Source organism: Nicoliella sp. ESL1106 (assembly GCF_058509965.1).
This window is the reverse complement of the sequence record NZ_CP196340.1, coordinates 674,919-690,410: the sequence shown is the minus strand read 5'-3', so window position 1 is coordinate 690,410 and position 15,492 is coordinate 674,919. Positions and strand designations below refer to the sequence as shown.

The 15,492-nt window shown below is 39.9% G+C and carries 13 protein-coding genes; 2 read left to right on the top strand and 11 right to left on the bottom strand.

Features of this window, described 5'->3' with window-relative positions; all coding sequences use genetic code 11:
- Positions 1-150: 150 nt before the first annotated feature.
- The 7 genes from ACSVI6_RS02745 to ACSVI6_RS02715 form a co-directional block, all read right to left on the bottom strand.
- Positions 151-1,113, bottom strand: coding sequence for an ABC transporter ATP-binding protein (locus tag ACSVI6_RS02745; RefSeq protein ID WP_491720918.1), 963 nt, complete (start codon positions 1,111-1,113; stop codon positions 151-153).
- Positions 1,114-1,117: 4 nt separating this feature from the next.
- Positions 1,118-2,194, bottom strand: coding sequence for an ABC transporter ATP-binding protein (locus ACSVI6_RS02740; protein ID WP_491717193.1), 1,077 nt, complete (start codon positions 2,192-2,194; stop codon positions 1,118-1,120).
- A 13-nt stretch (positions 2,195-2,207) separates the two neighbouring features.
- A complete protein-coding gene (locus tag ACSVI6_RS02735; RefSeq protein ID WP_491717192.1) occupies positions 2,208-3,239 on the bottom strand; it encodes an ABC transporter permease in 1,032 nt (343 codons plus the stop codon).
- Positions 3,240-3,242: 3 nt separating this feature from the next.
- Complete coding sequence (gene opp3b / locus ACSVI6_RS02730) at positions 3,243-4,172, bottom strand: oligopeptide ABC transporter permease (RefSeq protein ID WP_491717191.1); 930 nt, start codon at positions 4,170-4,172, stop codon at positions 3,243-3,245.
- A gap of 101 nt (positions 4,173-4,273) precedes the next feature.
- Positions 4,274-5,914 carry a peptide ABC transporter substrate-binding protein gene (locus tag ACSVI6_RS02725; RefSeq protein ID WP_491720036.1) on the bottom strand — a complete coding sequence of 547 codons (1,641 nt, stop codon included), beginning with the start codon at positions 5,912-5,914 and terminating at the stop codon, positions 4,274-4,276.
- Positions 5,915-6,157: 243 nt separating this feature from the next.
- Positions 6,158-7,798, bottom strand: coding sequence for a peptide ABC transporter substrate-binding protein (locus ACSVI6_RS02720; protein ID WP_491720917.1), 1,641 nt, complete (start codon positions 7,796-7,798; stop codon positions 6,158-6,160).
- A 212-nt stretch (positions 7,799-8,010) separates the two neighbouring features.
- Entirely contained in the window at positions 8,011-9,081 is a 1,071-nt protein-coding gene (locus tag ACSVI6_RS02715) for a M24 family metallopeptidase (protein WP_491720034.1), read from the bottom strand.
- A 162-nt stretch (positions 9,082-9,243) separates the two neighbouring features.
- On the opposite strand from ACSVI6_RS02715, the gene hflX reads away from it, so the two are divergent.
- Entirely contained in the window at positions 9,244-10,515 is a 1,272-nt protein-coding gene (gene hflX / locus ACSVI6_RS02710; protein ID WP_491720033.1) for a GTPase HflX, read from the top strand.
- Between the two features lie 41 nt (positions 10,516-10,556).
- Here the strand turns inward: hflX and ACSVI6_RS02705 are convergent, their stop codons facing one another.
- From ACSVI6_RS02705 to ACSVI6_RS02690, 4 genes are all read right to left on the bottom strand, one after another.
- Positions 10,557-11,378 (bottom strand): DUF6681 family protein, encoded by an 822-nt coding sequence (locus tag ACSVI6_RS02705; protein WP_491717186.1) that lies wholly within the window; start codon positions 11,376-11,378, stop codon positions 10,557-10,559.
- Positions 11,379-11,390: 12 nt separating this feature from the next.
- Positions 11,391-11,849, bottom strand: a complete 459-nt coding sequence (locus ACSVI6_RS02700) for a hypothetical protein (RefSeq protein WP_491717185.1) — start codon at positions 11,847-11,849, stop codon at positions 11,391-11,393.
- Between the two features lie 85 nt (positions 11,850-11,934).
- Positions 11,935-12,519, bottom strand: a complete 585-nt coding sequence (locus ACSVI6_RS02695) for a guanylate kinase (protein ID WP_491717184.1) — start codon at positions 12,517-12,519, stop codon at positions 11,935-11,937.
- Between the two features lie 13 nt (positions 12,520-12,532).
- Positions 12,533-12,943 carry a bis(5'-nucleosyl)-tetraphosphatase gene (locus ACSVI6_RS02690; protein ID WP_491717183.1) on the bottom strand — a complete coding sequence of 137 codons (411 nt, stop codon included), beginning with the start codon at positions 12,941-12,943 and terminating at the stop codon, positions 12,533-12,535.
- 95 nt (positions 12,944-13,038) lie between these two features.
- On the opposite strand from ACSVI6_RS02690, the gene ACSVI6_RS02685 reads away from it, so the two are divergent.
- Entirely contained in the window at positions 13,039-15,483 is a 2,445-nt protein-coding gene (locus ACSVI6_RS02685; RefSeq protein WP_491720031.1) for a Xaa-Pro dipeptidyl-peptidase, read from the top strand.
- The last annotated feature ends 9 nt before the right edge of the window (positions 15,484-15,492 follow it).

Here is a 15,492-nt window from a genome sequence, read left to right as displayed (position 1 = left end):
TTCAAATTATTAATTTATATTCATTTAATAATCGTATTTAAATTGTAATTAATCCACATATTTAAAATATAAAAAAACGCCATTAAAACTATTAAAAGTTCTAATGACGTATCAAAAAAGGTTCAACCCAATTCGGATTGAACCTTAATGCTAAACTTCTTTAAATAATGGTGTTTCTGATAAACGCTTTTTATATTCAGGAATTTCATCCTCGCTTGCACGAATAAAATGACCAGGTGCTACTTCAACCATTGAGCGTTCCTTACCGTCATTTTCTTCGGCAGCATCGTAATCAATGACCTTCCGATTCCGTTCATATTCAGGATCTGGAAATGGCACTGATGATAATAGACTCCGTGTATAGTTATGAAGTGGGTGCGCATAGAGTTCATCTGCATCCGCAATTTCTAACATTTTACCGTAGTGCATTACCCCAATTCGATCACTAATGTACTTAACCATTGATAAATCATGGGCAATGAATAGAAATGTCAAATCCCGTTCATTTTGGAGTTTCTTTAATAGGTTAACCACTTGGGCTTGAATCGAAACATCTAGTGCAGAAATTGGTTCATCGGCAATGATAAACTTAGGTTTCACTGCTAATGCCCGTGCAATCCCGATTCTTTGCCGTTGACCACCTGAAAATTCATGCGGATACCGAGTAGCATGTTCCTTACTTAATCCAACCGTTTCTAATAGTTCATCCACTTGTTGATTACGATCGTTTTCATCCTTAGCAAGGTGATTGATGTCAATCCCCTCAGCAATGATGTCTCGAACCTTCATCCGTGGGTTCAATGAAGCGTATGGATCTTGGAAAATCATTTGAATATCACGCCGAAACTTTTGCAGTTGTTGTTTACCCTTGAGCTTTGAAACATCTTCATCTTCAAAGGTAATTTTCCCGGCAGTTGGTTCGTATAATCGAATGATTGCTCGACCAGTCGTCGTCTTTCCAGAACCGGATTCACCAACTAGACCAAAGGTTTCCCCCTTGAAAATATGAAAGCTAATATCGTCAACAGCCCTAACAGCATCTTTTTTAGTAATGTTAAAATACTGTTTTAAATGTTCAACATTTAAAATAACCGGTGCATTCTTCTTTTCCATTTTACTATTCACCCCCGTTCTGAACTTCTTCAAGTGAAATTCCCTTTAATTTAGCGTACGTTTTTTGCCGCTCTACGATTTGTTCGGGTGGTGTTACCTTAGGTGCCCGTTTATCTAATAACCAAGTGGCAGCGTAATGAGTATTAGAAACCTTAAAGAACGGTGGTTGTTCTAATGTATCGATCTTCAAGACGTATGGGTTCCGTGGTGCGAACGCATCCCCCTTTGGTGGATCTAACAAATCAGGTGGGGTCCCAGGAATCGAAGGTAATTCGTTGCCCTTCGTACTAATGGTTGGCATTGAATTCAATAATCCCCAAGTATAAGGATGTTTAGGATTGTAAAAAATTTCATCAACCGTTCCATATTCAACGATTTTACCAGCGTACATAACCGCCACACGGTCTGCCATTCCGGCAACGACCCCTAAATCATGGGTAATGAAGATAATCGAAGTATCGATCTTGTTTTTCAATTCATTCATTAAGTCCAATATTTTAGCTTGAATGGTAACATCCAAAGCAGTAGTAGGTTCATCGGCAATGATAATTTCTGGATTATTAACTAACGCAATCGCAATTACGATTCTTTGGCGCATTCCACCAGAAAATTGGTGTGGAAAGTCATTAATCCGCGCTTCGGCATTGGTGATTCCCACCAGTTCAAGCATCTTTAATGCCTTTCCCATCGCTGTTTTTCTATCCAACCCTTGGTGAATCATCAAAGGTTCGGCAACTTGGCGCCCAATCTTCATTGTGGGATCAAGTGACGTCATCGGATCTTGGAAAATTTCGGCAATATCATTACCACGCAATCCACTTAACTCTTTTTCACTCAGTTTGAGCAAATCCTTATCTTTATACTTAATACTACCACCAGCAATTTTGGCGTTGTTGGCCATTAGACCCATAATCGTTCGAGTCGTTACCGTTTTACCAGAACCAGATTCTCCAACGATTGCTAAGGTTTCACCCTTCTTCAAATCGAAGCTAACGTCACGGATCGCCTTGACCTGACCAGCGTAAGTATCAAAATTTACTTTTAAATCACGAACTTCAAGAATATCATTTTGGTTTTCCATCGTAAATTAGCACCTACTTTCTAGATTTTGGATCAAAGGCATCACGCATCCCGTCACCTAAGATATTAAAGGCTAGCATCAAAATAATTAGGACAACTGCAGGTCCCCACATTTGATATGGTAAGAACTGGAAGTTTTGTTGCCCGTTGTTGATCAACGTCCCCAACGAAGCCTTTGGTGCTGAAATCCCGATCCCAATGTAGGAAAGGAATGCTTCGAAGAAGATCGCATTTGGAATCGTGAACATCGTATTAATGATAATCACACTTGATAAGTTTGGAAGCAAGTGCTTCGTTGCGATCTTCCATTGACTTTCCCCAAGGGTCCGTGCAGCTAACACAAATTCTTGGTCTTTTAATTCCAAAGTCTGAGCCCGAATTAAACGTGCCATGTTAATCCAACTAGTGAACGCAATCGCAATGATAATTGCAGGCATTCCTGGCTTCAAGATCAAGATCAATAATACCATTACGATCAAGTTTGGAATTGAGAGCATGATTTCAATGATCCGTTGCATAACGTTATCAACGGCTCCACCCTTAAGACCTGAGAACATTCCATAAGCAATCCCGATTGTTAAATCAAAGAAAGTGGCCACAAGCGCAATCGTCAATGAAATTCGCGTCCCATAGAGGATCCGAGAAAGAAGATCCCGACCAAGGTAGTCAGTCCCTAACCAGTAGTTCACACCGTTAGCAACGTGGGCTTGTGCATATGCATTCACCCGTTCGCCACTTTGAACTAGGGTCCCATTAAACCCAGGGATAAATTCTAAGAATGGAATCCGTGGTGGTAAATTAGCATGCCCAGGGTTGGTAGCATTCGGATTGGCTGGAGACCAAATCATAGAACCAAATGCTAATACGAAGAGAATTACTAAAATCCAAAGTGAAACCATTGCTGCCTTGTTTTGTTTTAACCGTCGCCATGAATCTTGCAAAAAGGTCAATGATGGCGCAGCAATTTTTTCACTATCTAAATGCGCACCGTCAGGAAGACGATCAAACGCATCAGCTGGTAATTGTTGAGTTTCTTTATCTGCCATCGACTAACCCTTCTTTCCTGTAATTCTAATTCTAGGATCAATAATTCCGTAAACGATATCAGTAAGTAATAACACTACACAGAGCATAAAACTGTACATGATCGTTAATCCCATGATGGTGGGGTAATCATTAGTCAGGATCGACTTAACAAATTGTTCCCCAATTCCTGGAATCGAAAAAATGTTTTCAACTACCATCGAACCAGTCATGATGTTTACTGACAACGGTCCAATGATGGTAATAATTGGAATCAAACTATTTCTAAGCGCATGGTGGTAAATGATTCCCGTTTGGCTGAATCCTTTAGCCTTCGCTAATTCAATGTAATCGGAGCTTAAAACATCAATCATTTCAGTCCGCATGAACCGTGCCGTTTCCGCAAATGGCAATGCTGCTAACGCTAAAGTTGGTAGCACCGTGTAAATTGGGCCACCCCATTCAGCGATTGGGAACCAACGCAATTGCAATCCAAACCAGTTTTGAAGTAATACGGCCAACACAAATGATGGAACCGAAACTCCTAAAATGGAGATGATTGTCGTAGTGGTATCAATCCACGTGTTCCGTTTGATCGCACCAATTGCCCCAACGACTAATCCGGCTAACACCCCAATAATCATTGCTTGAATCCCCAATTGAATTGAGGCACCAATTCGACTAAAAATTAAATATGAAACTGGTTGATCACTAAATTGGAATGATGTTCCAAAATTACCAGTGACCGCTCCACCAAGATAGTTCAAGTACTGTTGCCAAACGGGCTTATCCAACCCATATTGTTGGTAAATAGTATGAATTTCTGATGGGGATAATTTTTCTTGATTCGTTAACGGAGTTCCTGGCATCAACTTCATCATAAAGAACGTAATCGTTGTTACGATAAACAATGTTAAAACCAAGTAAAAAATCCGCTTACTCAGATACTTTACCATTCGCTTTCCCTCGCAATCTAATTCAATAATTCTGTTAAAAACAGCAAAAGTAATATCAATATAATCATGATATTACTTTTGGTTAATATTAATAGTAAATTCTATTTAAGATATGTGTCACGGAAATTGAAGTTAGCTCCAGTAGTGGAGTATTCAAGTCCCTTAACCTTGTCTTTCCGAACTTGTGGTTGAACTTGTTGGTAAATTGGTACAACCCCAGCGTTATCCATTAAGATCTTTTCAGCATTAACAAGGTCATCCCAACGCTTGTTAACGTTGTTAGCATCCTTTCCTTCTGCATCAGTAACATATTGGTCATACTTAGCATTCTTCCAGTGACCATTGTTGTAAGAACCATCAGATGTAAATAGTTGGAGGAAACTAATTGGATCAGGATAATCAGCACTCCAAGCACTGATTACTAAATCAAATTTACCACTTTGTGAGTAACTCAAACGGGTCTTAAATGGCAAGTTTTGGTTGGTAATCTTCAAACCAGGTAACTTAGTTAGGTTACTTTGGAAAGTTTCAGTAGCCTTAGTTCCGTTTGGAGTATCATCGGCAAGTAAATTCAAGCTAATGCTCTTCTTACCTAATTCCTTAAGTCCCTTAGCCCAGTACTTCTTAGCTTCTGTTAAGTTGTATGATACACCATTAGTATCTTGGTTATTACTATTAGCTGCAGTCGCAAAGTCCTTACCATCGTGTGTTGCTAATCCAGTTGGAACCAATCCTTGTGCAGGAACAGAGCCATCACCTAAGATATCATTAGTAAATGCCTTACGGTTAATTGCTAATGAGATTGCTTTTCTGATGTTTGCGTTTCTTAAATCAGGATTGTTCTTTTGGTTCATTTCAAGATAGAAAGTCGCCGCCGTCTTCAAATCATGTAGTTCAGGAGAGTTCTTGAAGTTATTAACTTGTTGTTTCCCTGATAGCGTTGCAACGTCAAACTTGCCAGCTTGGTATTGGTTCAAAGTTGTTCCAGCATCCTTAGATACAGAGAATTTAATTTTATCTAACTTGATCTTACTGTTATTGTAGTAATCCTTATTCCGAGTCAAAATCCAGGAATCGTTAGTCCCAGTCCAGCCCGTCACCTTGTAAGGGCCGTTATAAACTTGGTCGGCACTCTTAGTTCCATAAGCAGCACCATATTCTTTAACAGCCTTTTCAGATTGTGGGAATAATGGTGACATTGCAGCAATGTACTTGAAGTAACTTTGTGGTCTAGAAAGTGTAATTACAAGCTTGTAATTACCATCCGCCTTAACACCAAGTGATGAAACAGGCATTTGCTTTTTAGAAACCGCTTCATAGTTCTTAACGTGGTCTAATAGATAGGAATATTGAGAAGCCGTTTTAGGATCAGCAGTTCTTTGAATTCCATAAACGAAATCCTTAGCAGTTACTTCTGAACCATCGCTCCACTTGGACTTACGTAGGTCAAATGTATAAGTCTTTCCATCCTTAGAAACCGTGTAGCTCTTGGCCACTCCTGGTTGAATTTTATTATCGCTTCCAACCATTAATAACCCTTCATTACTGTTACTCAGTGTTCGCATACTTACGGCATCGGTAGCCTTTGATGGATCCAAAGTAGGTAGCGTAGCAGATTCCTGCCAATTTAAAGTCTTAGTACTGCCGGATTCGCTGCTACTACTACCGCTTCCACAGGCTGCTAAACCCAGTGCGGTAACTAGTGTCACGCTCCCAACCTTTGCTAGTGTCTTTAACTTCATTTTAAAAATCCCCCTTGCACCAATCATTGATTGAATGGCGTAATTTCAAAACTTTAAGTATTTATAATCATAAATTAATTTTAGGTTAAAATCAATACCTTTTCACATTTTATTTTAATGTAAGTTTCAGAAAGAACGCTCATCAGATAGGATAATAATCGGTATAACAACGATTGAACGATTGTCTAAAAGAAACAAAAAACGATCCTAAAATTAAATCATTTTAGGATCGTTCGGATTTTACTATTTAAGATAAGTTTCTCTGAAATTAAATCCAGCTCCGGTTGGTGAGTATTGAATTCCCTTAACAAAACTCTTTTGTACCTGTGGTCTTACTGATTGATAAAGCGGAATAATCCCGTCATCATCCATCAATGTCTTTTCAGCATTCACCATGTCATCCCAACGTTTGTTAGTATCATTTGCATCTTTTCCTTCTGCTGCATCCATCAATGAATCGTACTTAGAATTGCTCCACTTTCCATTGTTGTATGCGTTACCAGAAGTAAAGAGTTGTAAGAACGTTACTGGATCAGGATAATCAGCAATCCAAGCACTAACAACTAAGTCAAACTTACCGCTAACTGAGTAGTTCAAACGGGTCTTGTAAGGTAAGTTTTGGTTAGTAATTTTCAGTCCTGGCAACTTAGTAAGGTTACTTTGCAAAGCTTCGGTCGTCTTAGTCCCGTTAGGAGTATCATCAGCAAGTAAAGTCAAGCTCAAACTCTTCTTACCAATTTCCTTTAGTCCCTTTGCCCAGTACTTCTTAGCTTCTGCTAGGTTGTATGAAACGTCATTAGTGGTTTGGTTAGAATCTTCAGCGGCATCAGCAAAGTCAGTTCCGTTATGGGTAGCCAATTTAGTTGGTACTAACCCCTTGGCAGGAATGGAACCGTCACCTAAGACATCATCAGTCAATGACTTTCTATCAATGGCTAATGAAAGAGCCTTTCTGATGTTGGCATTCTTGAATTCTGGATCCTTCTTTTCGTTCATTTCAACATAGTAAGTAGCTGATTGTGGTAACTTCTTTAATTCAGATGAATTCTTGAAGTTATTAACCTGTTGTTTTCCAGAAAGGGTCGCGATATCAAACTTACCATCTTGATATTGATTTAGCGTAGTCTCTGCATCCTTTGAAACCACAAATTTAATATTATCAAGCTTGGTCTTACTATTATTATAGTAGTATTTATTACGAGTAAGCTTCCAGCTATCGTTGGTCCCAGTCCAACCAGTTACTTTATAAGGACCATTGTAAACTTGATCAGTACTCTTAGTTCCATAAGCTGAGCCATCCTTTTCCACTACCTTTTGTGATTGTGGGAAGAGTGGTGTCATTGTTGCGATGTATTTAAAGTAACTCTGTGGCTTGGATAGCGTAACAACCAGCTTGTAATCGCCTTCTGCCTTCACACCTAAGTCTGAAACTGGCATTTGTTTCTTAGAAATAGCATCATAATTTTTAACATGATCTAACAAATAAGAATATTGAGATGCCGTCTTAGGGTTAGCAGTTCTTTGGATTCCGTAAACGAAATCCTTTGCTGTGACTTCGGAACCATCACTCCACTTTGATTTACGTAAGTTAAACGTATATGTTTTTCCATCTTTTGATACGGAATATGATTTAGCAACCCCTGGTTCGACCTTATTGTCGCTCCCAATCATTAATAACCCTTCGTTACTATTATTAATCGTCCGTGCACTGACACTATCAGTGGCTAATGATGGATCTAGGGTAGGTAAATTAGCTGATTCTTGAAACGTTAACGTCTTTGTATTTCCTGAACCGCTGTTGGAACTGCCACTACTACAGGCAGCTAGTCCAAAGGCAGCAATCAAAGCCACACTTCCGACCTTTGTAAACATTTTTACTTTCATATGTAAATTCCCCCTTGTGAATTAAAAGCACTTTCAATAATAAATTAAAAACAAATTAAAATCAACACATTTACACATTTTATTTTAATTTATTTTAAAATAATCCACTTTTAAATCCATTGATGGGTAATTAAAACGCTGATTAAACAGTGATTTAAGGTAAATAAAAAACGACCTAAAATTAAAATCAAATTAGGTCGTTCCCATTAATATTAATCAATCACTATTAAATCTCGATTACTATGGGTCAATAATTCGAAACTATCGCCCTTGATCAACACATCATCTTCAATTCGAATTCCACCCTTACCTGGTAAATAGATACCTGGTTCAGCGGTCATCACATATCCATCAAAAATTTGGTTCTTACGATTAGGCCCCATCAGTGGTCCTTCATGGATGTCTAACCCAATACCATGACCACTACCATGGCCAAAGAAATCGCCATATCCTTGTTCTGCAATGTAATCACGGGCCGCTGCATCTACAATTCGAGTATCAACACCACTATGCATCGCTTGGATCATTCGTGATTGCGCCTCTTGAACCACTGCATATGCTTTCCGCAGTTCATCACCGGGATCGCCAACCGCAAACGTCCTAGTCATGTCAAATGTATAGTCATGATAGTAAAAGCCAAAATCAACGGTCACCAATTCGCCCTCTTGAATCTTCTTTTCAGATGCCACTCCATGCGGCAATGCAGAGCGATAACCACTTACCACAATCGTATCAAAGCTAGGTTTACTAGCACCATGCCCAGTTAACCAGTCATACAAGAAGCGCTCCACATCACGTTCAGTCAATCCAGCGTGAACGTAGTGCAACATTGCTGAATAGGCTTCATCTGCCAATTGACAACTCTTTTTAATCGCATTAATTTCACTCGGATCCTTAACGTAGCGTAATTTTTCTACTAATTGGTCAACTGCGGTCAATCTGGTTCCAAATTCTGATTGTAAGATTTGGTATGTAGCAAAACTAAGTGAGTTTTCAAAACCGATTGTACCAGCGGTATCTGCCAACTCACTATATGCAGTCTCATAGTAATCACGCGTAATTTCTAGTTCAATGGGCGAATCAGCTAATCGTTCTGACATCTCAGTTTCATAACGACTATCGGTGATCAACACCACGCGGTCATCATTAATCACTAAACACCCATCACCTGGTAAGCTATGAAATCCAGCGAGGTAAATTAAATTAAAAACATCCGTTATAATTAAACCATTTACCCCCGCCTTATGCATTGCTGCGCGGGTCTCCTCAATCCGATTATCCATTTTACAATTCCCCATTTCCAATTTAGTTTATCATTAATGTTAAATTAATTATTGATGAAAATCAACGATATACTCACAGATAAAATTAATCAACAACAAATAGTTGGGAAATTATATAATCTAGACTAAAATAGAAGTATTATTAATTTCAGGAGGCATTTAATGAACGAAGAAAAAGAATTAACACCAGTTATTACGATTGGCCTAAACATCAAAGATAAACATTTTGATTACTCCATGGATGAATTGAACAACCTAGCAACTGCTAATAACATGCAAGTAATTGAAACACTAGTTCAAAAATCTGACCATAAGGATGCTGCTACCTACTTTGGTAAGGGGAAAGTCGCTGAACTAGCCACCATTTTAGCTGACGACGGTGTCAATACCGTTGTGGTAAACGATGAACTCAGCCCCAGTCAAATCCGTAACCTAGAAAAACAAACCACGGCTAAAATCATTGATCGCACCGGTTTGATTTTGGAAATTTTCGCCAACCGTGCCCGCACCCACGAAGCTAAGCTGCAAGTCCAATTGGCCAAATTACAATACCAACTACCCAGACTCCACACCAGTGCTAGTCAACGATTAGATCAACAAACAGGTGCAGGTGGGGGCGGCTTTACCAGTCGGGGAGCTGGTGAATCACAATATGAATTGAATCGGCGGACCATTCAAGATAAAATTTCCCACATTAAACATGAATTAAAGCAGATTCAAAAATCAGACCAGACCCAGCGAAAACAACGGGAAGCGAATCAAGTTCCCACCATCGCGCTAGTTGGGTATACCAATGCCGGTAAATCAACGATTATGAACAAACTCCTCACCCGCTTTGGAGACGAAAATAAGCAGGTCATGGTCAAGAATATGCTATTCGCCACCCTAGATACCAACGTTCGGCGGTTAGTTTTCCCAGATCATAAAAAACTCTTGATCAGTGATACCGTTGGATTCGTTAGTAAGCTGCCCCACCAGTTAGTCAGCGCATTCCGCTCAACCTTGGCAGAAGCTGCTGGTGCGGATCTATTAGTTCAAGTGGTTGATTTTTCAGATGACGATCGCCAATTAATGATGAACACGACCGAACAGACCCTCGAAGAAATTGGGGTCCCTAACATCCCAATGATCACCATCATGAACAAGGCGGATTTAACTGATAGTCGATACCCATTCAGAGAAGGAAATAACTTAATTATGTCCGCTAATGACGAGCAATCGATCGACGCTTTAGTAGCGCTAATTAAGGAAAATGTTTTTAAAAACTACGTTACTAAGGAATTACTGATCCCATTCAGCGATGGCCAAATCGTTTCAGAGTTAAACGACCACGCTACCGTATTAGATACCAAATACGTTGACGATGGCACTAAGCTAACCGTTGAAATGTCAGCGGAAGAAATTAATCGATTTGATCAATACGTTCAAAAATAAAATAAAGCGTCGCTTAGATCCCCTCTAAGCGACGCTTTATTTTATTGATTGAATGCGATCCGCATCTGAATTTGATACCCCTGTTTTTGATCAATCGTTCCCGAACGGCCACTGGTCTTATAATTACCACCAACTAAAATGGCTGATGCGGCAAATAGTTGAATCCGATCTGGATTTAAATTACGAGCAGATTGTAGCCCTACCCGCACAACGGTTCCAACCTGCAGTAAATGGGCTTGGTTTATTCCAGCATAGGCAACGTATTTTTGCCCCACCCGCTTCAAACTAAAGTGGGGAACTAACGCCCCTGCACAAATCGCATAAGCTGGTTTACGACTCCGACTTAAATAATTACTTAATTCTTGTTCCGTTAGTCCTGCATAATTATCGGTCATTAGTGAGTTCGTAAGCATGTCATGGGCAATCATGTTAATATTTTTTAAATCACTAGCGTTACTGACCACCCTTGCTGGTAAGACATGCTTAGGGTCATAAAAGCCATCCATTGGAATATTAAGGGGATTTTGAATGTCATCGATCACTGGCTTCGTTGAAACACCAGCTTGGGGTTGACGGGGCTTGATCCTAAATAGCTTTTCAATTTTAGGCGAAATATCAAATGGGGCTTTATATTTAGTAAAGAAGTACACCACATTTAAAAATAAGAAGTACAACATCAATAGTCCCACGATCAAGAATAAAATCCCCTGTAGGACCACTCCGTTAATCAAGAACCGAATCCCTGCATATATCATGTAGGCAGTGGCCACCCCACCAACAACTGTATAAATTTGATTTTTTAATTTGGGACTAAAATTAATGTACCCCAGATATTGATTCACTGCATCTAAAAAAGTAAACATCAATTTTACCCCCTAATTATTTTGTGTTTGATCACTACTGCTAGATGATTGGGTGTTATCAGTAGTGTCATTGTTGGTGTCTGTTTTTTGATTATCATTACTAGAACTAGAGCTAGAAGAACTACTGCTATCGCTTTCTTCCTTGCTGCTGGAACTAGAATCCGTACGATTCGTACTGGATTGATCACTGCTACTAGTGGTGTCCTTATTGCTATCAGAACTAGAACTAGCGGAGCTATCAGTACTATCATTACTACTAGAGTCACTACTTGAGTCCTTGTTCTTATCCTTAGGGGCATCCTTATTACTACTGTCACTACTTTGATGAAACCCACTAATTGAAGAACTTTGGACGGGTGCGCCTTCGTTAGTATGGGTTACCTTATTGTTTACGATATTGACCGCACTCATTGCCAATGCAATTGATAGGATTGCGAATGGCGTAATGATTGGCGGAGTTCGTTTATCCATTTTAAATCATCCCGATTTCATTTCAAGTTAATAAGAATCATCCTACCAGATATTTATAAAGGATTTGTTAAGTAAGCATTAAAGATTAATAACTTTTCAATTTATTCAGTAGGCGCATCATAAATGCATCTACGCTATGTTTAGCAGCTGACAATTCGTTATTTTGAATCACCACTGCATGATCCTTTAATTCAGGAGGAAGCTGTTGATCACGTTGATTCTCAGCGCTTTGCAGCCGAATGGCAATTTTAGCTGGGTCATCGCCCCGTCCTTCCATGCGTTTACGAAGTGCTTCCGAACTATTTTGCCCGTTATTCACAGTTAAATACATTATTACTACCTGGTCACCGAGCTTATTTTGATATTCGATCGCTCCCTTAGTATCTAAAACAATGCACGCGAGCGGAGCCGATTTCCAAGCTTCTGATATGCCTTCCATTGAAGAACCATACTGAGCACCAGAATAATGAACTGATTCTAAAAAATGTTTTTGAGCAAAACTGGCGTCGTTTTCAAAGTAATAATCAACACCATTCTGCTCACCCTTACGTGGGGTCCTAGTGGTATGGGTCACCACCTTAGGTAACTTATATTTGGCACAGATGTACTTACAAATCGTCGTCTTTCCGCTCCCGGCTGCTCCTGTAATTACTAGCACCATCTTTTTCATATCGCTCCACCCACTATTTAGTCAGATATTTATTTGCTACGTCTAGTAACATTTTTAAGTTGTCATAAGTTAATTGTTGACGTGCCTGTTCATAATCGAACCAACCATAATTACTAATTTCTGCTTCTTGCCTAGTGATATTTGAATTAGCAGCCACTTCAGAAATAAAAAATTTAACGACTTTATGGTTGCCGTTATTCATATCATATTCTAGGTCATGATTGAATTGAGTATCCAATTTAATATCCAAATCAGTTTCTTCTTTGGCCTCCCGAATTGCAGCGGCCTCATAACTTTCAGCGCCTTCTAGATGCCCCTTGGGGAACCCCCAAAAATTACTAGTGGCACTCTTCAACAATAAATATTCAGGATGGTTTTCAACCATCCGATACACGATGGCACCACCATCTAATTCTGTTTTCATAAATTATCCACCCTTTCTATTGTTATTTTATTATTTTTAATTCATAATTTTGTTAATATCTATTTTAATTATAACAAATCATAGGAGGTTTTTAGATGAAAAACCATCAATTTGCTTTAGTTCCCACTGAATTTCCGAAAATCGTTACGGAATTACATACGATTAGATTCTTAGATGCTGAAAATGAGCAACTCCCCGTCAAAGAACTCCTGCACAGTTTTTTAAATCGGGTCCTCGTTAATTACCGCACGAATACTAGCAAACAAATTGCACTTTTCGACCTAATGGTTGATGAAAAACAAGACGCCAGCAGTTTTTTTAAACAAAATGGCCCCGTTACCCAAACTAATTTTTATAACCTGGCGTTGCAATTATTACATTTTCAAACCAACGAAGATTTTTCACTTGCAAACCCACTAGTAAAGTGGCGAGAATTTAACCTGCCGCTGCCAGAGCAGCAAACAAGTCCATTTGATTCTAAAACGCTCATCACGGCGTGGTATCAATTGTTAAATACCCACACTAAGTTCGGGCAGACCTACCTCGATGATCTAGCATCAAATGGTTATCTAGCACAGTTTCCTGATCTTCCAAAGCCGCTAATTTTCAACGGCAAGACCCAACCAGTTTTTAATACTGACCATTTAATTCGCGAAGTCGTTTATATTGAATCTGATCTAGATACCGACAACGATGGCAAGCGCGATCTATTAATGGCACACGTCATTAGACCATCAGAAACTGAACATGGTTTAAAGGTCCCGACGCTCTACACTGCGAGTCCATATGATCAAGGGACCAATGATATTGCGGGGGCTAAATTGACCCATCGGGTTGACCAACCGATTGCACGGAAAGAGCCGAACCAATTAGAATTATCAGATATTGAAAGTCAGCCAATCAATAAGCCACTACCTGCTAAGCGACCTGGCAACGGGAAGACGACTAAACATGCCGAAGAACACTTTAATAACGGTTGGGGATACACATTGAACAACTATTTCTTAGCACGGGGCTTTGCGGTGGTGTATGCTGCTGGGATCGGGACTAAGGATTCTGATGGATTGCGAACCACTGGTGATCATGCTGAAACCCTTTCAACTACGGCCATCATTGAATGGTTGGATGGTAAGCGCAACGCATTTACTAACCGTTGTGGAGAAGTCAAGATCGAAGCTTGGTGGTCCAATCACCACATTGGGATGACGGGGCGCTCATACCTTGGGACCTTACAAACCGCTGCGGCTACGACCGGAGTCGAAGGCCTTAAAACCTGTATCTCAGAAGCAGCCATTTCAAACTGGTATGATTACTACCGCGAAAACGGGCTTGTCGTAGCCCCTGGTGGATTTCAAGGTGAAGATGCCGATGTATTAGCCGAAGAAACGTTCAGTCGGGAACAAAAAGCAGGTGATTATTACCGCATCAAGAATAAGTGGCAAAGCCAGCTTGCTGATATTACCAGGGAACAAGATCGAACCACTGGTAACTATAATCAATTCTGGGATGCAAGAAACTACCTTAAACAGGTGCAAAACATTAAGGCCGACATGGTATTAGTTCATGGGCTGAACGATTGGAATGTCAAACCGCGCAATGTGGAAAATCTCTATCAAGCATTAAAAAAGGTCCCCGTTGAAACCAAACTATTCTTGCACCAAGGGCAACACATCTATATCAATAACTTTCAATCGCTCGATTTTACTGACATGATGAACCTATGGTTATCCAACAAACTTCTCGATGTCGACAATTCGGCAAACGACTTGATTCCTTCGGTTACGATTCAAGATAACGTCAAACCAGCTACTTGGCATCAACTAACGGACTGGAGTAGTAACCAAGTAACTAAACAAATTAATTTGAACGATCAAAATCAAATTAGCCATCCTTACGACCACGTTACCCCATCCTTTAAGGATCAACTCAGTGCCGAACAAATGGCTCAATACACTAAGAATGAAAAAACTGGGCAATATGATCAGTGGTTGAACGACCTAGTTGCCACAAGCAATTCGCCCATCGCTAATACGCGGTTAATTTTTCAATCTAAGCCCCTTCAAAATTCAATCACCATCGATGGTAAGGTTAAATTAGACCTCACGATGGCCAGTGACCATAACGTCGGGTTAGTGAGTGCTATGCTGATTGACTATGGTGATGCTAAGCGATTGAACGTCCACCCAACCACGCTTGGCTTGAACGTAATTAATGCTGGTTACCAATGGACGAAGGACTCCTTGAAGGAATTTACGCTCCAAGACAATCCGACCCCGTTCAAGATGATTTCAATTGGCCATTTGAACATGCAAAATCGACAAAATAGTTACCGCGTCAACGAACTCAAGGCCAACCAATACTACAATTTATCCTTCGAGCTACAACCAACTTTCTATACCATCCCCGCAGGTCGAAAACTTGGCCTAGTTGTATATGCAACTGATCTATCGATGACCGTACGCGGTACAATGGGCGTAAGCTACCACCTAAACACTAATCAATCCTCAATTACAGTGCCCCTGCTTCACAAAAAAGATTAAAAAGTGGTA